15 protein-coding genes, 1 tRNA gene, 1 pseudogene and 1 riboswitch are annotated in these 17441 nt (G+C 38.7%); of the genes and pseudogenes, 4 read left to right on the top strand and 13 right to left on the bottom strand.

Annotated elements, in window-relative coordinates:
• Positions 1-522: 522 nt before the first annotated feature.
• The 8 genes and pseudogenes from NCCP133_RS13035 to NCCP133_RS13070 all read right to left on the bottom strand — a co-directional run bounded on the left by NCCP133_RS13035 (position 523) and on the right by NCCP133_RS13070 (position 7580).
• Positions 523-825 (bottom strand): ferredoxin family protein, encoded by a 303-nt coding sequence (locus tag NCCP133_RS13035; RefSeq protein ID WP_264805448.1) that lies wholly within the window; start codon positions 823-825, stop codon positions 523-525.
• Positions 807-2102 carry an FAD-dependent oxidoreductase gene (locus NCCP133_RS13040; RefSeq protein WP_264805449.1) on the bottom strand — a complete coding sequence of 432 codons (1296 nt, stop codon included), beginning with the start codon at positions 2100-2102 and terminating at the stop codon, positions 807-809. Before NCCP133_RS13040 ends, NCCP133_RS13035 begins: the two co-directional genes overlap by 19 nt.
• Positions 2095-3123, bottom strand: a complete 1029-nt coding sequence (locus NCCP133_RS13045) for an electron transfer flavoprotein subunit alpha/FixB family protein (protein ID WP_264805450.1) — start codon at positions 3121-3123, stop codon at positions 2095-2097. The genes NCCP133_RS13040 and NCCP133_RS13045 overlap by 8 nt, the downstream gene beginning before the upstream one ends.
• An 18-nt stretch (positions 3124-3141) precedes the next feature.
• Positions 3142-3960, bottom strand: a complete 819-nt coding sequence (locus NCCP133_RS13050; RefSeq protein ID WP_264805451.1) for an electron transfer flavoprotein subunit beta/FixA family protein — start codon at positions 3958-3960, stop codon at positions 3142-3144.
• Positions 3961-4627: 667 nt separating this feature from the next.
• Positions 4628-4861, bottom strand: a complete 234-nt coding sequence (locus tag NCCP133_RS13055; RefSeq protein WP_264805452.1) for an aspartyl-phosphate phosphatase Spo0E family protein — start codon at positions 4859-4861, stop codon at positions 4628-4630.
• Positions 4862-5170: 309 nt separating this feature from the next.
• Positions 5171-5728, bottom strand: coding sequence for a 1,2-dihydroxy-3-keto-5-methylthiopentene dioxygenase (locus tag NCCP133_RS13060; RefSeq protein WP_309298065.1), 558 nt, complete (start codon positions 5726-5728; stop codon positions 5171-5173).
• A 14-nt stretch (positions 5729-5742) separates the two neighbouring features.
• Positions 5743-6132 (bottom strand): annotated as a pseudogene (gene mtnW, locus NCCP133_RS13065) (2,3-diketo-5-methylthiopentyl-1-phosphate enolase); the annotation flags it as partial.
• Between the two features lie 76 nt (positions 6133-6208).
• A riboswitch (SAM riboswitch) is annotated at positions 6209-6314 on the bottom strand.
• Positions 6315-6407: 93 nt separating this feature from the next.
• Positions 6408-7580, bottom strand: a complete 1173-nt coding sequence (locus tag NCCP133_RS13070) for a pyridoxal phosphate-dependent aminotransferase (protein WP_309298066.1) — start codon at positions 7578-7580, stop codon at positions 6408-6410.
• Between the two features lie 147 nt (positions 7581-7727).
• On the opposite strand from NCCP133_RS13070, the gene NCCP133_RS13075 reads away from it, so the two are divergent.
• Complete coding sequence (locus tag NCCP133_RS13075; RefSeq protein ID WP_264805453.1) at positions 7728-8513, top strand: carbon-nitrogen family hydrolase; 786 nt, start codon at positions 7728-7730, stop codon at positions 8511-8513.
• Positions 8514-8533: 20 nt separating this feature from the next.
• On the opposite strand, the gene NCCP133_RS13080 is transcribed toward NCCP133_RS13075, so the two are convergent.
• From NCCP133_RS13080 to NCCP133_RS13095, 4 genes are all read right to left on the bottom strand, one after another.
• Positions 8534-9136: a DUF2087 domain-containing protein gene (locus tag NCCP133_RS13080; RefSeq protein ID WP_264805455.1), complete on the bottom strand. Its 603-nt coding sequence runs from the start codon at positions 9134-9136 to the stop codon at positions 8534-8536.
• Between the two features lie 127 nt (positions 9137-9263).
• Positions 9264-9764, bottom strand: coding sequence for a methylated-DNA--[protein]-cysteine S-methyltransferase (locus tag NCCP133_RS13085; protein ID WP_264805456.1), 501 nt, complete (start codon positions 9762-9764; stop codon positions 9264-9266).
• A complete protein-coding gene (locus NCCP133_RS13090; RefSeq protein WP_264805510.1) occupies positions 9761-11605 on the bottom strand; it encodes a PAS domain-containing sensor histidine kinase in 1845 nt (614 codons plus the stop codon). Before NCCP133_RS13090 ends, NCCP133_RS13085 begins: the two co-directional genes overlap by 4 nt.
• A 207-nt stretch (positions 11606-11812) precedes the next feature.
• A complete protein-coding gene (locus NCCP133_RS13095) occupies positions 11813-13567 on the bottom strand; it encodes a methyl-accepting chemotaxis protein (protein ID WP_442874264.1) in 1755 nt (584 codons plus the stop codon).
• Positions 13568-14196: 629 nt separating this feature from the next.
• Here NCCP133_RS13095 and NCCP133_RS13100 point away from each other — a divergent pair.
• Together NCCP133_RS13100 and NCCP133_RS13105 are read left to right on the top strand one after the other, a co-directional pair.
• Positions 14197-15237 (top strand): acyltransferase family protein, encoded by a 1041-nt coding sequence (locus NCCP133_RS13100; protein WP_264805459.1) that lies wholly within the window; start codon positions 14197-14199, stop codon positions 15235-15237.
• A gap of 118 nt (positions 15238-15355) precedes the next feature.
• Positions 15356-15429 (top strand) — tRNA-Arg (locus tag NCCP133_RS13105).
• A 661-nt stretch (positions 15430-16090) separates the two neighbouring features.
• Here the strand turns inward: NCCP133_RS13105 and NCCP133_RS13110 are convergent.
• Entirely contained in the window at positions 16091-16435 is a 345-nt protein-coding gene (locus tag NCCP133_RS13110) for a hypothetical protein (protein WP_264805461.1), read from the bottom strand.
• 346 nt (positions 16436-16781) lie between these two features.
• Here NCCP133_RS13110 and NCCP133_RS13115 point away from each other — a divergent pair, with 346 nt between their 5' ends.
• Positions 16782-16949 carry a hypothetical protein gene (locus NCCP133_RS13115; RefSeq protein WP_264805463.1) on the top strand — a complete coding sequence of 56 codons (168 nt, stop codon included), beginning with the start codon at positions 16782-16784 and terminating at the stop codon, positions 16947-16949.
• The last annotated feature ends 492 nt before the right edge of the window (positions 16950-17441 follow it).

The raw sequence follows: 17441 nt of genomic DNA on the forward strand, positions 1-17441 counted from the left end.
TGGAGATGACTTCGGGCGCTGATCTTTTTGATTCTTTTCTATTTTGTATCCTCTTATGATCCGTTGTATGAAAGCTAAATGCAGAGTCTCCAAAAAAGAGCTTAGAAGATTCTCTAAGCTCACAGATTATAGGGGGTCAACTATAAAAAGTCCGACCATCTTAAGTTTAACAGGTTATTATGATAAAAATAAGATACTAAAGCACTATTACTTAAAAGCATTAACGCGGTGATTTATACTATACTTATTAAGCGGGCACGTTTTCAATAACCCTTAATTTCTTTTAGTCAAATAGTCTTTTCTATGCTAAAAAAGGCTTAATAGATTCATTATAACTTGGTAACAGTTTGTTCATAAATTCTCGGTATAATTAATATGTATTGAAAAAACTCTTTTTTCATTTAGTCCCCCTTTTTCTAAACCGGCCAATTTGAATGGCCGGTTTTTTTATCTATCAAAGAACTAAAACAAAAAGATGATGCAGCTTCCAGCATCATCTTACATACACTTATCTTATAATTTCTATGCAAGCCTAAACACAATTCCATGTCCGCCTTTTGGGTACTCCCATTTAATATTTTGATATGGACAGCCGATGCGGCAGCTGCCACATTCATGGCAGCCCTCGTATCCTACTTGCATTCTTAAGCCTTCCCATTTGTAGACTTCGGCAGGGCAGAAAATGGTGCAAATTTTATCGGGGCATTTTGTCATGCAGATTTCATGGTCCAATACAGTAAGATGTGATTTTGTGTCTGCCTTAAAACGAACAAGGTACTGTTTTTCTTCGATCGTTTTGGTTGACATTATTTCACCGCCTTCCATGCTCTGTACATATCTTGCAGTATACGAATGGTGCCGCGACCGCTTGTGAAGCTCTTCATGATCTCTTTTTGCTTCTCTTTTTTAGGTGTTCCATCGACTGTGAAGAACTTGCTGGCTGCCCGGTTCATCATTGGCACGTATTCCTTAAAGTATTGCGGATAATGCTCAAATGTGTGGGCAGCATCCTTATATTTCTCCAAGTCCTTTATGATAAAACTTTGGTACAGTGCTTCCCTGTATTGATTTAAGCTTGCTTCACTGAAGTCGCCTCGGCTTTTGGCTTCTATGATAGTTTCAGCAGCCATTTTTCCAGATGCCATTGCCATATTGGATCCTTCACGATGGATTGCATTAACTAGCTGAGCAGCATCACCTACAAGTAGGACACCGTTCCCTGCCACTTTTGGCACAGAATGATAACCGCCTTCAGGTATCAAATGAGCCAGGTACTCAGCTGATTCACCTCCTTCAATTAAAGGTCTTACCATAGGATGATTCTTCAGATAATCAAGCAAGTCATAGGGTTTCATCTTTGCCTTAATCATGCTTGAGAGCGTTGTACCAACACCGATATTGATGCTTTCTTTATTTGTATAGATAAACGCTGTCCCCAGATTGCCTTTTGTAGAGTCTCCAAATATCTCGATTGTACAGCCTTGGTTGTCTTCTAAATTAAAGCGGTCATTAATCTTGTCTTTCGTAAGGTTTACCACTTCCATCACTGTCAGCGCCACTTCATCAGGCCGGAATTCTTTATGATAGCCCAGCTGCTTCGCAAGCAGGGAATTTACACCATCCGCCAGAACCACAACATCCGCAAAAACATCCCCATCTGGCCGGTCCGTTCTTACGCCAACCACCTTTCCATTTTCAGTTAAACATTCCAATACGACTGTTTCATTTATTAGAAGGACACCTTGTTCAACACCTTTATTTGCGAACCATTGATCAAATGGAGCTCGAAGCACAGTGAAGTTATTGTATGGCTCCTTCCCCCATTCAAGCCCCTTATATCCAAAGCTGACAGAGGACTCTTTATCCATCATCCAAAATCGCTGTTCGATGACCGGACGCTCTAATGGTGCTTCTTTCCAAAATTCAGGAATGATCTCTTCCATTTGCTTACGATATAACACACCGCCCATTACATTTTTGCTTCCGGGATATTCACCTCTCTCGATTTGCAATACCTTCAGGCCATTTTTTGCACATACATATGCGCAGGAGGTTCCTGCTGGTCCGGCTCCCACAACGATTACATCAAACTTTTCAGACATTGGTTTCTTCACCTCCTTTTTTACATATTTCTTTGAACTCTTCAATAAGTTTCGGCACTATTTCCATTGCATCTCCAACAATGCCATAGGTGGCAACATCGAAAATGGGCGCATCGGGATCTTTATTGATCGCAACGATAAATTCTGAATTTTTCATTCCCACGACATGTTGGATCGCTCCGGAAATTCCAATGGCAAAGTAGATTTTGGGCGTAATTGTTTCCCCGGTCTGTCCAACTTGCTGTTCATGCGGAAGCCAGCCGGCTTCAACCACATCCCTAGTTCCACCAACTGTGGCCCCAATTGTTTCTGCAAGCTCATGGATCAGCTGGAAGTTTTGTACATCGCCCATCCCTTTGCCTCCGGAGACTACAACATGAGCATCTGCTAAATTAACCTTTTTTGTGACATCTTTCACAATTTTAAGCACTTTTGTACGCATCTCTTCTTCTTTCAGCATGATAGGCTCTTCTATAACTTTCCCTTGTCTGCTGGAGTCAGGCTCCAGGGCCTTCATTACTTTAGGACGCACAGTCGCCATCTGCGGCCTATGTTTTTTGCACAAGATTGTCGCCATAATATTTCCTCCAAAAGCAGGACGGCTTGCTTCAAGCAATCTTTTTTCCAATTCGACATCAAGCATTGTCGTATCCGCAGTTAATCCTGTACTTAAATCTGTAGCTACAGCACTCGCAAGATCCTTTCCATTGGAAGTAGCTCCATACAGGAAAATTTCAGGTTTATATTTTTCTGCAAGATTAATAACTGCCTTCATATAAGATTCTGTCCGGTAATCTTTCATCACTTCATGGTCTACCACATAAACCTGATCTGCTCCATAAGATATAACTTCCTGGCTTAATTCCTTTATTTTGCAGCCTATTAAAACACCCGAAAGAGGCACTTCCAGTTTATCAGCTAGCTTTCTGCCTGCGCCGAGCAGCTCTAGGGAAACACCTTCTATTTTTGTGTCATTTTGTTCTATGAAAACCCATACTCCCCGGTATTCCTCCATAGCCATCCCTCCCTGCCTTTTCATTTACTGGCTTAGAAATAATTCTTTTTTGTCGCTTAACAGCCCCATAAGCTGCTTAACCTGTTCCTCTGGAGTGCCTTCCAGCCTTTTTCCGCCCTCAGGCTTTGGCGGTGTGAACATTTTGCCAACTATAGTAGGCGATCCTTTGAGTCCAAGCTGTGTGCGATCCACATCCTCCAGGTCATTCACTGACCAGATAACTGGTTCGTACCTCGCAGCTTTAATCATATTTGACATTGGCGCATATTCAATGCTATTAATATCTTTTTCTACCGTCAGCAAGCATGGTATTTGAGCTTGAATCAATTCATATCCATTCATGATTTTTCTCTTCAGCAGTACTTTGTTTTCACTTTCGTTCAGTTCGGAGACTTCTATTACATTCGTTACAGGGGGAATGTCAAGCCTGCGTGCTATTCCTGGGCCCACCTGTCCAGTATCACCATCGATTGCATGTTTCCCGCACATGATCAGATCTACCGGCATTTCCTTCGAAATTCTCCCCAATGCTTTGGAAAGTGCATAGCTTGTTGCCAGAGTATCTGCTCCGGCAAAGGCTCTGTCCGATATTAAAAATCCCCTGTCAGCGCCAATTTCTATGCTTTTCTTAATCACCGCAGTTGCCTGGGGAGGTCCCATGGACAATACAGAAATAGTCCCTTTCCCCAACTCTTTTTTAATTTTCACAGCTTCCTGTACAGCGTGTGCGTCATAGGGATTTAAAATGGCAGGTGCACTTCGACGGTCAAGAGTGTTCGTTTTTGGGTTGATTTTAATGATTTTTGTATCAGGCACTTGCTTGACACAGACCACTATATGCATTTTTTGGTTCCCTCCTCCTAACTTAAAGCTTGTTTTTAAAGCGCTTGCTTTAAGTAATGTATAAAATGCTATGTATTACGATATATGATTCGTAATACAGGCATAGTACTCACAAGACCAGATTTCGTTTGAATTACTCCTCTTTGAATTACTCCTCATGGTGCGGAAAATTCTCAATGGTCTTTTTTGATATGCGGGCAGAATTTTGCAAGTCTAAAAAACAGAGTGTTTGCAGAAAACAAAGCAGTGGAAAAATGGAGGAGCACCATGAGAAATGTTGTATTAATAGACTTCATTCATTACTATAATTTTCTATTTTGCACAATGACATAAATCACATAAAAACTGTTTTTTCTTTAGGGGAAAAGTGAGGGAATTCCAATGCACCAAGTGTTTATTGGCAGTGTACTGTCCGCCTTACCAACAGGATTGTTGGGCGCATTGCTTATTTGGGTTCGGTGACGCATAGATGGCGTGATACATTGCTTTTGACGGGAAAGATCGGATATCTACATACTCATTTATAATTGGATTGTTATGTATGATCATTCTCATTGAAATATTTTAGATAGATAAAAAGGATCCTCACTGGATCCTTTTTCATTCAATCTATAATTCTGTTGATTTAGTTTTTATCTTCCTCATTATATGCTTAGTCATTTATTATTTAGACAACTACTTTCTTCCATAAAAGGATCATTTGCCTAAATGAGATCCTCATTTTTCTTTTTTGTTCCTGCTCCCTCTTAATTGCACACTGGTATTCAAAAATTAGTTTATCAAGTTCCTGACTGCATTGTATTGTTTCCTCACTGGCCAGTCCTTTTTTCTTCGCCGTTTCAATCATTTTTTCTTTTTTTTGCTGAATTTCAGCCAGCATAAATGTTCTTTTATGGCGCAACTTTTTTTCCTCCTACTCCAATCCCTTTATCCATTTAATTAAATTTAAATGTGGCTACTTGAAGCATTATTACAAGAATTTCTATAAATGTAAATAGATTCGCATTATTAGACAATCTTTTTCCAAAAGAAATGATATCGACAGTATTTGCAGTTTTAGCATTCGGGTTTTCGACATCATTTTCAGACTACAATTAACAGTTTCGACGTTTTATTTTCGGATTCTTGAGGAATATATTTGTAAAAAATATCCATTCATTATTTCAAGAAAATAAAAAGTCCTCTTGCCATTTGGCAAAAGGACTTTTTATTAAATTTGAATTTCTTCTTTTTCATAGATTGGCACCCAGCCTGAAGTTGTCACAAATATTCTGATAGCAACAACCTTTCGATCTTCCTGCAATGTAAAATAATGACGGATATTTTCAGGCACAGATATCAAGTCTCCAGGATTCAGAAAAACTTCAAAGAATTCTCCATCCTTTCCTTGGATGATAAATACTCCATGGCCGCTTACAATAAATCTTACTTCGTCATCAGTGTGATGATGCTCTTGCTGGAAATTCTGTAGGAGCTGCTCCAAGTTGGGTGTATTTTCTGAAAGGGAAATAACATCTTGGGCCTGATATCCTCTTCTCTCAGAAATATCCTGAATCTCTGCTGCAAATGCGCCAAGAATCTCTTGCTTTTCTTCATCTGAAAGCAAATATTTCTCCTTCAGTCTTTCTGGGAGTTTTTCAATTGCCCAATGTTCATAAATCACTTCCTGCTGATTCAGAAAACCTGCCACCTCTTCCTGGTTTGTGATTTCTTTTCCTGACATTTGCAATACGATATACGCCCAAGTAGTCAATCCTTTCAATTGCATACTTTTTTCGAATCTTTTATATTGCCTCTAATTCCTCCTATTCCAAAGCGAGGACCAGGCAAGAAGCTTTTAAGTTCCTCCGAAAACTGTAAATCTATTAATTTTATCTTTCCATCGAGTGATAACTTTCCAAATACTGTGGTTAAAATTGCCTGCAAATCCGGGCTGAAATTTGCAGTTGGGTACCCGACCTGAATAATAGCAGCTTTTTCCTTGCTCTCTTCTGCTGTTGATATGACTTCAACTAAAACAACTCTGCCTTTATGTTTGCGCAGCTGGTCCTTTTCCAGTTCGGGCAAATGGGTCCAGGAACCAACTGTCAGCCCTAAAGCAATTTCCTCTGCTTTCTTCGCGGGATTATGCTTTGCATCATGAATAAGATACGTTGCAGTAATTTCACTCATAACGATTCTTCCTTTCAAACTTTAACAATAAAAAGACCTCTTCAATAAGAAGAGGTTAGCAGCATGAACTAACATCTTCTTATCTTTCAGCTAGAAAAGCTGCAAGAATTAGCACCGTGCTTAAAAGTAAGTCGGTTGCCGGGCTTCATAGGGCTAGTCCCTCCACCTGCTCTTGATAAAAAAACGAAAATGATTATTTAGTAAATTTCGAATTAAAATTTAATTTGGATTATGACAGGGTTATTCTTGTTTGTCAATTAACAAATAAAAATAATTTAGAATAAATTTAATTTCTGTATTCTTTCCACTGCTTCTTTCAGCCTTTCCTCAGAAGTCAGCAGCCCCACACGGACATATCCTTCACCATGATTGCCAAACCCGATGCCAGGCGCAACTGCAATATGAGCCTTTTCCAGTAAAAGATCTGCAAATTCTTCGGATGAATACCCTTCTGGAACTTTGAGCCATGCAAAGAAAGATCCATCGGGAGCTTGTACATTCCAGCCGATTTCTTGAAGACCTGTTATCAATGCATTCCGTCTGTTTTCATAAAGGGCATTCAGTTCTTTGACACATTCTTGTGATTCAGTCAACGCAGCTTCAGCAGCTTCCTGGACTGCTCCGAATAAGCTTACATAAAGATGATCCTGAAAAAGATTTAATGCGGATATGACACTTGCATTTCCAACTGCAAACCCGATTCTCCAGCCTGCCATATTATATGTTTTCGAAAGTGTATAAATTTCAATCCCTATATCTTTTGCCCCATCAGTCTGCATAAAGCTGATCGGCTTTTTGCCATCAAAGCCAATGCCGCCGTATGCAAAGTCGTGGACTATGCATATCCCGTGTTTCCTCCCTACCTCTGCTGTTTCCTTAAAAAATTCTTCGTTTGCCACTGCTCCGGTCGGATTGTTTGGATAATTGAGAAACATAATTTTTGCACCATCCAGCTGTTCGTTCGTCAGCTCGCTGTAATCCGGCAAAAAGCTGTTTTTCTCCCTTAATGGCATCATGACCATTTCAGCTTTTGCCAGCGCTACTCCAGACCAGTAATCCGGATAGCCGGGATCCGGCACCAATACACTGTCACCAGGATTTAAAAGACATTGCGGGATTTCAACAAGACCTGCCTTTCCTCCGAATAAAATGGCTACCTCTGTTTCCGGATCAATGTCGACATTGTATTCCCTTTTATAAAATTCAGCCGCTGCTTTTTTTAAATAAGAAAAACCCTGAAAAGGAGAATATTTATGATTAATAGGTTTTTCAGATGCACTTTGAAGCCTTTTTACAATATGAACAGGAGTGGGCTGATCTGGATTTCCCTGCCCAAGGTTAATCACATCATAGCCCTGTTCAAATTTTTTCCCCACCTTGGAAACCAAGGATGCAAAAAACTGTTTTGGCAAACTTTTCAGCAAATCGGATTGTGGATAATTTATCAAATTTCTCACCTGCTTAAAAAAAAGATTGAAAATATAGTCACAAATGATATAACGTAAATGATAAGTTGTAAAGTTAATTTTCGAAAATTGTTATCTTCGGACTAATTTTACCATAAAAGAAAAGATAATTGATTGCGGGGGGATATCATGAAATTAAAGATTGCATGTTTACAAATGGATATACTATTTGGCAAACCAAAAGAAAACTTTGAAGCAGCCGAAGCAATGATCGAAAAAGCACTAAAAACTAATCCAGATTTGATTGTGCTTCCGGAGCTTTGGACGACGGGTTATGATTTAACCAGATTAGAAGATATTGCTGATGAGAATGCCGCTTCAGCCATTGATTTTTTGAAACGGATTGCACAAAAAAATAACGTTCATCTGGTAGGCGGTTCCGTCGCAAATAAAACGGAAGACTGTGTTTATAATACTTTACTTGTTGTCGATAAGAATGGGAATACAATCCATCAATACAGCAAGCTGCATTTGTTCAAACTGATGAATGAGCACCTTTATCTCACAGGAGGAAAAGAAAAGGGGGCTTTCTCATTGGAGAACAGGAGATTCGCAGGGATGATTTGCTATGATATCCGTTTTCCCGAATGGATACGTGCCCATACTTCCAAAGGGGCAGAAGCTTTGTTTGTTGTAGCAGAATGGCCCTTGGCGAGGCTTTCTCATTGGCGGACTTTATTAATCGCACGTGCCATTGAAAACCAATGCTATATAATAGCATGCAACCGTGCTGGTTCAGACCCTGAAAATATTTTTGCAGGCCATTCCATGATAATAGATCCTTGGGGAGAAGTTGTTGCTGAGGGATCTGAGAATGAAGAGATAGTTAGAGGTGAAATAGACCTTGACAAAGTGAAAGAAGTCCGTAAAATGATTCCGATTTTCGAAGACCGAAAGCCCGATTACTATCGTTAAAAATATAGGGCCCTGCATTTTTAAGGCCCTTTTTTGGATGATGATCCTTCTATCTTTGCCCACATTTCCGGCGGATTTAATTCATAGATGCCGTTTTCCCTATACATGTAATGATTGATAATGAATTCCCTGCGGATCGTGGCATAATCTTCATGAAATTGTTTAATGTATGCATTCAGTTCTTTTTCTTCATATTTCTTACCCATTTTCAGCCCCTTAATTAGATGCTCAAAAACCATCAGCTTCTTTTTACGTTGAGCCGGGATATTTTTCAGTTTCCCATCTTTAGTAAAAAAATTATCAATCACTCTTTGATTTTCCAGGTTCAGCTCCTCCAATTTCTTAACCTCCTCTTTGTCAGCTAATTTGACAAGTACACTTGACTGCTGTTTCAGCACAGACTCATTTAAATAAAAATATACAGTATTTTTATCTCTTCGCTGGTATACAAGGTTTATTTCACGCAGTTTATTCAAATGATGTGTAATTGTCGGCGGCGTCAGCCCCAGCTTTACCGCTATTGCCTGACCATGCAAAGGCTCTTTAGCAAGGAGAAAAACTATTCTGATCCTAGTTGGATCTCCCATGGTTTTGTAAAAGGATACCAGTCGGTTCAATTGCAAATTCATACCCCCTCCATTTTGACCATCATCTAATTAGATATATATCAAATTATCGAAGACTCGTCAACTAAAGACAAGCAGATTTACCCAGAAAAAAATCACCCAAGGGTGATATGAAAAGACATTGTCATTTTTTATACCCAGCACCTTCAAGAGTAAGCAGCTGCTCTTTGATTTCCGTGCGAGTGCCTGCATACCCCGTTAGAGATTTATTTTTGCCGATGACCCGATGGCATGGAATAATAATCGGCAAGTGGTTTGCCTTGTTGGCCTGTCCGATAGCCCGGACTGCTTTTTCGTTTCCAATTTTCACAGCAATATCCTGATAGCTTCTCGTTTCACCAAATGGAATGAAAGAGAGCTCCTTCCACACGGCTTTCTGAAATACTGTCCCCTGGGGCTCTATTGGGAGATTAAATTCCTGTCTTTCCCCATTAAAGTATTGGGCAAGCTGAAGGAGGCATTCCTTTATTAAAGGATCAGCAGGATCGTACTGCAGCGCAGATTTTATTTCTCCTTCAAGAAAATCCTCTTCCCCCATGTATATGGCTGTAAGTTTCTCGTCTTCAACAACAATGTAAACATCTCCTATAGGTGTTGCTTTATTGGTATAAATTCTGGTTTTCATTGTTTTCCCGCCTTTTTAATATAGGGCAAATAAATGTGAAAAACCGTACCGGCTCCCAGTTTGCTTTCCACTTCAATTGTGCCATTATGCTCCTCTATAATTTTATATGTAACCATCAATCCCAATCCAGTACCTCTTTCTTTGGTCGTATAAAACGGCTCACCAAGCTTTTTAATTTTATGGCCTGGTATTCCGGAACCCTCATCCCTGATGGAAATATGTAATTTATTATCGCGGGTGTTTTGAAGCGAAATCGTTATATACCCGCCTTTTGGCATGACTTCAATCGCATTTTTTATGATATTGATAAAAACCTTTTTCATTTGGTTCGACTCGCAGAAAACAAGAGGCAAGTTCTTTTCATAATAAGTCCTGAATTGAACATTGTGAAGTACTGCCTGGGCACTTAAAAGGTCAACCGTTTCTTTCATGATTTGGGCTAAATCTTTTTCAAGAAATTTTACTGCCTGAGGTTTTGCAAGTATAAGGAACTCGGTTATGATGGAATCAATTCTGCTCAACTCTGTGGTAATCACATTAAAATACATGGTATGGTCTTCCTCAATGCTGTCTTCTAAAAGCTGTATAAAGCCTTTCAGAGCAGTCATAGGATTTCTGATTTCGTGGGCAATCCCTGCGGCAAGCTCACCAATTACATTTAATGTATCTGATTTTCTAAGCTGTTCTTCCATTTCTAGCTTTTCCGTTATATCCTTAAATGTCGTCATGCTTAAGTTAGAAAAAACATTAAGCTTATTCGAAAACTCAAAGTGTTTTTTTCTTCCTGTCTTCAGTGTAATCGAAAGGCTGCCGCCCGAATGCCCATCATTTTGTATACTATTAATCTGCTGTTTTAGTTCATCATCGGTTATGTTGCAGTCATTCAGGATACTATGTAATGAAACGCCAATCAATTCATCTTTAGACATCTGGAGCATTTTCTGGCCAGATTGATTAATATCGACAATTTGATAATGATCATTCCAGAGAAAAATACCTTCCAAAGCACCCTCAAAAATGCGCCGGAATTTTAGTTCACTTTCCCTCAATTCCTTTTCCATGCGATGGCGCTCACTAACATTTCTGAAAATCGTCATATGATAGCCTTCAACGGAGTTTAATTTAACCGTGAATTCCAGTGACTTTATTTGGCCATTTGGCATAAGAAAAACAAGCTCATCCCGTATGCCGCCCTTGGCAAAAAGCTCTTTCAATATACGATGGTATCTTTCATTTTTTTCGTAGACGAAGTCATCTAGTCGTTTATGGAGAAGCTCATCATGCGTACACTCAAAAATTCGACAGGCTGCCTCATTTGCATTAAGGATTTCTCCGCTGCCTCGCCAAAAGATTATTCCATCCAAAGCTTCAATAAAGAGATCTGTATATAGCTCTTCATTCTTTTTCACTTTCTTTTCCAGGAGCCGCTTACTCGTTATATCCCTTAATGTACACATATAGAGCCCGCTTTTATCCAGTATACTGGTAGTAAAATGAAAATCCTTCGTCTTCTTGCCAATATGGATTGAGAGGATTCCTCTAACATTATCCTTGTGCTTTAAAATCTCCCTCTGCTTGCCCGGCTTGAAATGTTTATTTATCGGCACAATATTCGACAGATACTGGCCGATCATTGCGGATTTATCCATTTTAATGCTTTCACAAAATGCCGGGTTTGCATCAACAATCTTATCATTATGGTCAAAAATAAGGATTCCATCCTTAGATTGTGTAAACATACACTGACTTGGAGACAGATCCCTAATTATTTCAGCCGATGCTTTATTTTCTTTTTCCAATAATTCAATCCTGGCATAGAGCTGCTTGATTTCCTGATTCATTGTGACCACTCTATTCCCTCCTAGTAGGCTTCCGGGTATTAATGCCCATTTCCTTGCGTTAAATAAATATTTCTACAGATTCCGACGAAATCCCTTTAAATAGTATAGAAAACTGAATGTCAATGACGAATGAAACAGTTGAACTATAGGGGCTATTTTCCAGAATAAATAAAACGAGGCACACCTTTGTTAGGCATGCCCCAAATATTATAGCTTAAATTTAGCAATCATGCCGTTTAGTTGTTCTGCCAATTTGGATAAAGATTGGGCATTATCGGATATTTCCTCCATCGAATGATTGGTCTGGGCAATGGATGCGCTTGTTTGCTCAATGCCTGCAGCTGATTCCTCTGAAACTGCAGCAATGCTTCCAATTGATTGATTCATCTGAGAAGAGCTCACAGAAACCTGTTCAAGGCTGCTGGAAATGTCATTGACATTCTTAGACATTAAATTAACCGCTTCAAATATCTTTTGGAAAGTCTCTCCCGTTAATTGGATTTGCTCCGTTCCCTTCTCCACCTGAGTATATCCAGATTGAAGGGACTCCGCTACACCATTGGATTCAATTTGAATGCCTTCCACAATTTTTGTAATATCTGAAACTGAGAATGAAACCTGTTCTGCAAGTTTTCTGACTTCATCAGCAACTACTGCAAAACCTCTGCCATGTTCCCCAGCCCTCGCTGCTTCAATAGCTGCATTTAGAGCAAGAAGATTTGTTTGACCTGCAATTTCCTGAATGACCTTAACAAGCCTTGAAATATGTTTCGTCTGTTCATCAAGACCATTAACCTTCTCTACAGATGTTTTCATAATCTTATTAATTAAGGTCATTTGCTGCTGGGACTCTTTCATGAGTCTATCTCCATTATCAGTGAGAGACAGCACCTCGCTGGACGCATTCTTGATTTCAAGCCCGCTTTTGGCAGCTTCTTGCACTTTGTTCATATATTCATCCATCACTGCCGATAATCGCGAAGCAGAGCTCGCCTGCTCCTCCGCTCCCCCGGAAAGCTCCTGCATCGTTGAAGCAACTTGCTGACTGGACGCTTTTACTTCATTTGCTGCAATATTCAGCTCTCCGCTTCTTTCAGTAACATAACCCGACACGAAATTTATTTCCTGAATCATTGTTTGCAGCTTCTCTTTCATGGAATTAATGGCACGGCTTAGCTCAGCTATTTCATCTTTGCCATCATATTCTACTGAACTGACATTCAGATTTCCTGCTGCAATTTCATTGGACACCTGGACAATCTGATTGAGTTTTCTGGAAATAATACGCCCAATAAATAGAATACTGGCAATGCCAAGAATGGCAGAAATAATAATAGAGATACCAAGGACAATCAAAGTAAGAACCAACCCTGATTTTGCTGAAGAAACAACTTTTTGCTGTTCCTCCTTCATCATGCTGTTTAATGAAGTTAATTTTTCCACTGTCTCAGTAATCATGTTGTCTGCCTGCAGCTTTCCAAGCCTGTATTCCCTAACATGCTGGAGCTTTACTTTAGGCTCAATCACATCTTGGAACAGAGCAGTAATTTTTTGATCGTTCTCATCAATTTCCTTAAACAGCTCTTTAGCTTCTGCTGAAGTCAATACTGGATTGATTTCCTTTTTTAAATTATTAAAGTCTTCTGTCAGCCCGTCAAAAGTTTCTAGATGTTTTGGATTAGAATCGATAATGAAGTTTCCGATGGTACTTCCCTTATGATGGAAGATGACTGCTGATTCAGTTATCATGAGCGCTTTCTCGCCAGAATCATTAACTGTATCCATTTTTGAATTAGCAATTGTCAATAAGAAAAAAGTAAGGACTGTTGAAGCTGTGAAAAGCCCGATTGTCACAAACAGTGCAACGCCATATTTTTGGCCAAGCTTAAGATTTTTCCACCACGTTCTGCTTGTCAATCTTTCCAGTAAAAACGAGTCCTTCGTCCTATCTTGTGAATTTATTTTAATTTCTTTTTTGTTTCGTTTTAATTTTCTTACCCCTTTCACCTTATACCCCCCTTTTCAATTAGACCGGATGTAAAACAATTGAACTGCCAAACCTCTATTTGTATATCTTTTTTACTATTCTATTAATTCATTATAAAAGAATAAAAAATACATTTGAAGATTATTTTTCCAATTATGAATCTTTAGGGATTAAAAAGGCAAAGTACACGGGTACTTTGTTACATAAGTTAAAGACTCTTTCAGCATATATTGTTGTTTTTAGAGAAAACTGTCATGTTCTCCCTCCCTCAAATGGTTTACGTCAAAATACTCCGAAAAAGTATTCCCAATAACAATTCCAAAAGAACTATTTCCATTTATCTGTTACATATATTATTTTCTGATTAAAAACTTTGAAACAGATTTTATAAATTTAAATAAATCATGAATATAAAAATAATAATTCCGCTTATAGAATTATACAACAGAACAAATAATTTATTATAACAGTTTTCAACAGCAAATTAACAACTTACTTTTTCTGTAAATCCAACCTTCTATTTACACGAGAAAAGGTGTTTGCTTCATGTTAAAGTGGGTAAATAAAGAGAGAGTTTTTGGGGGTCTTTAATAGAGGAGGATTTATGAAACAGCGTGACTACTATTTCGACAATGCTAAGTTTATCTTAATCTTCTTTGTCGTTTTCGGACATTTGCTCCGCTCTTTTATTGAAGATAATGAAACAATTTACACCTTATACAAGGTTATTTATACCTTTCATATGCCGGCGTTTATTTTGGTATCGGGATTTTTTGCAAAAGGCTTTTATAATAAAGGCTATATAAAGAAAATAGCAAAAAAACTAATACTGCCGTATATCATATTTCAGATTATTTATTCTGTTTTCTATTACTTCTTATATAATAAAGGCACATTTGAAATGGACCCATTCAACCCGCATTGGTCTTTATGGTTCCTGATCAGCATGTTCTGCTGGAACATCATGCTCCTTTATTTCGCAAAGCATAAAGCTGTTTTTTCCTTAGCAGCTGCCTTGCTGATCGGGCTGGCTGTTGGGTATGCCGATTGGATCTCAAACTATCTAAGCTTATCTAGGACATTCGTATTCTTTCCTTTGTTTTTACTTGGGTATTATATAAAGAAAGAGCATTTATACGCCCTATTTAGACCAAAGTATAGAATCAGTGCTGCGATCGTATTTGCAGTGGTCTTTTTCGGCTTTTATCTTTACCCGGATATCGATTATAAATGGCTTCTAGGCTCCAAGCCTTATACAGAAATGGGCGCAGCTGCAATAGGGGCAGTATTAACAAGACTTGGATTCTACATCCTTAGCTTGATTATGATATTTAGCTTCTTTGCTTTAGTTCCCTGCAAACAATATTTCTTTACCAATTTGGGGAAAAATACGCTTTACGTTTACCTGCTGCACGGTTTCTTTGTCCGCGTATTCAGAGAAAGCGATGTGCAAAATTACTTCAACAAGCCGGAAAATTTCCTTCTTCTTGCAGGGATTTCACTGCTGCTGACGCTGCTCCTATCAAGCAAACTAATTACATCGCTTGCACAGCCTATTATTGAACTGAGAACATCACAACTGAAGAAATTAAAAGATCGAACAAGGGCATATGCCAGGTTTTATCGGAAAAAGCTTACAAGCTAGATAGCTGCCGGCCACACATTGTGGCTGGTTTTTTCTTCTTTTTTGCTTTTCCATTGACCAAATTTGATAAAGCCATTATAATTAATAATTGTGTTGGATAAGTTTTTCTTACCACCTTGTCCCAGTAGCTCAGCTGGATAGAGCAACAGCCTCCTAAGCTGTAGGTCGTGAGTTCGAATCTCGCCTGGGACGTCAATAAAGAAAAGCGCGAAACCCATGTATATCAAGGGTTTCGCGCTTTTTAATTCATTCAATTTGTTTATTCCTAAACCATAGAATTCCAAATTTGGGGTCAGTTTGGGGTCGGAACGATTATTATTAGTAATTTCATACCGCTGTTCGGACTTGTTCTGGTCAATAATAATAAATGTTGACCTCTATTTCCAACTGGGTTCGAACCAGTGAAGTCTACCCTGTCAAAGTGGCAAACAGTCACGGAAGCAATAAAGTTATCATGGAAAATCTCTTACATATCAAGGCTCCAGAAGGAATGAAGTTTGTTCTTTTAGTTTTAAAAAAGACCTTTGTTGACCGTGTCCGTCAACAATTCGTCAACATCTATTACTTGTGCTCATTTTAATTTCTTCTTCAACAAAACCATCATCCGTTATTTGAAGAAATAACTATTAATCAATCTAATTGTTTTATAAATAAAACTCTGACTTGATTTGGAATTGTCGTGGTTTTCTTTATTTCTTTTAACTAAATGAGGATTAACTGTTACTAAGTGATTTTGAGAGAGATTGGACGATTATCAAATTTGTACTATTGACCGCCTTTTGGGTGCAGTATGTCCAAATACAAGCTGTAGGCTGTAGTTGTTAGGAAGATTTCGAGCTATCTAACCTACAGCCTACAGCTTGGTTTTATTTTGCTGTCTATTGGAGTCGCGTGATAACAAGGTGTGCTGAAACAGGCTTGTTCCTCCAGCGAGAGGAGTAATGGTTAGTGCCGTGGAATTTCCAGCAGGATTTCGTACAGTGAGAATTGAATTGATGACTGATGTTTGCACAAGAGCCATTCCTACTATCTGAGAAGTACCGGTTGCTCGCCCCACCACCGTATAGGCTAGGTCATCGCCATTGAGAGTTAAAATCAGTTGGCCCGGTTCGTCCACACTCACCTGAAACAAGACCTGATAAGTGCCAATTTCAGACAAGGTAAATAAATCGGCAGTAGCCCGGACAATATCCGACATCAGCACCGTTATTCGTGGGATTCAAACAAAGATGGCTACTATACAGATTATTCTATTAAATATACACCAGCAGATTGGAATGCAAACGCTGGAGTAGCTGGTGCTTATGATTTAATTGCTGGAGAGGGAACAAATAAGGGTTATGTTGCACAATATGTTTACCTTCCTACAACTAGGGCCGGCGGTAGCATAAATGTAAAGTTTGAATATGGTCATAAAAGGGTCAGCGGAAAGCCATCTGTTACAGTAACTTCAGCTGGTTTATCTATAGTTCCAACTACTACAACTGATACAAGATCTTATGCCGTAACATTAAACTATTAATTTCTTTCTCAGGAGGCTCTTAATGAAGCAGATTATCGTTAACACAATTATTGTTTTTGTTATTTCAGTAGTATTAATATGGGGTATTACTTTTAATGCTTCGTCAGATGATTCTTATATTTTAGCCATTTCTCTACTATTGTTGTTGCATACTTCGTTAATTATAGCTCTGCTTTTTAAGAGGAAATAGATTAGTAGAATAAAAAACTAGTATTTGCATTTGCATTACTAGTTTTTTATTCTATTGATTATTTTATTATTTAACTGCAGTGAAAAATTAAGAGACATCGTTAAGGATTACTATTTAGCAGCTAATACGAACCATTAATAGAAGTTTAAAATGGGTTCGGTTTGGGGTCGAAACTCATCATAAACCTCCTGAATTAAACCAATTTAATCTTATTTACAGTCTGGAAACCTTAATTCTATAGGGTTTTCTCTGCCCTTTTCCTCCCTAATCATTCCAAGAAAGCCCGCCTCCTAAGCTGTAGGTCGTGAGTTCGAATCTCGCCTGGGACGTCCTGATAAATCGCCAATCTTAAAAAAAAGGTTGGCTTTTTTTACGTTTGTTAAACGTTTCTTTACAAGCTCTTATAACTTCTATAAAGCTCGAATGTTAGGCTGATAATAGTGGGGATAGCATATGGAGCTATCATCCGAGCTTGGCGAAGGAGAGCCAAGT

It is taken from the genome of Cytobacillus sp. NCCP-133, from assembly GCF_026011715.1.
GTDB lineage: Bacteria > Bacillota > Bacilli > Bacillales > Cytobacillaceae > Cytobacillus.

Excerpts from the sequence above, each read along its gene's own strand:
- NCCP133_RS13035 (WP_264805448.1), bottom strand. The coding sequence starts at position 825 with ATGGAAGGCGGTGAAATAATGTCAACCAAAACGATCGAAGAAAAACAG.
- NCCP133_RS13040 (WP_264805449.1), bottom strand. The coding sequence starts at position 2,102 with ATGTCTGAAAAGTTTGATGTAATCGTTGTGGGAGCCGGACCAGCAGGA.
- NCCP133_RS13045 (WP_264805450.1), bottom strand. The coding sequence starts at position 3,123 with ATGGCTATGGAGGAATACCGGGGAGTATGGGTTTTCATAGAACAAAAT.
- NCCP133_RS13050 (WP_264805451.1), bottom strand. The coding sequence starts at position 3,960 with ATGCATATAGTGGTCTGTGTCAAGCAAGTGCCTGATACAAAAATCATT.
- NCCP133_RS13060 (WP_309298065.1), bottom strand. The coding sequence starts at position 5,728 with ATGCAATTGAAAGGATTGACTACTTGGGCGTATATCGTATTGCAAATG.
- NCCP133_RS13075 (WP_264805453.1), top strand. The coding sequence starts at position 7,728 with ATGAAATTAAAGATTGCATGTTTACAAATGGATATACTATTTGGCAAA.
- NCCP133_RS13085 (WP_264805456.1), bottom strand. The coding sequence starts at position 9,764 with ATGAAAACCAGAATTTATACCAATAAAGCAACACCTATAGGAGATGTT.
- NCCP133_RS13090 (WP_264805510.1), bottom strand. The coding sequence starts at position 11,605 with ATGAATCAGGAAATCAAGCAGCTCTATGCCAGGATTGAATTATTGGAA.
- NCCP133_RS13100 (WP_264805459.1), top strand. The coding sequence starts at position 14,197 with ATGAAACAGCGTGACTACTATTTCGACAATGCTAAGTTTATCTTAATC.
- NCCP133_RS13110 (WP_264805461.1), bottom strand. The coding sequence starts at position 16,435 with ATGTCGGATATTGTCCGGGCTACTGCCGATTTATTTACCTTGTCTGAA.
- NCCP133_RS13115 (WP_264805463.1), top strand. The coding sequence starts at position 16,782 with ATGAAGCAGATTATCGTTAACACAATTATTGTTTTTGTTATTTCAGTA.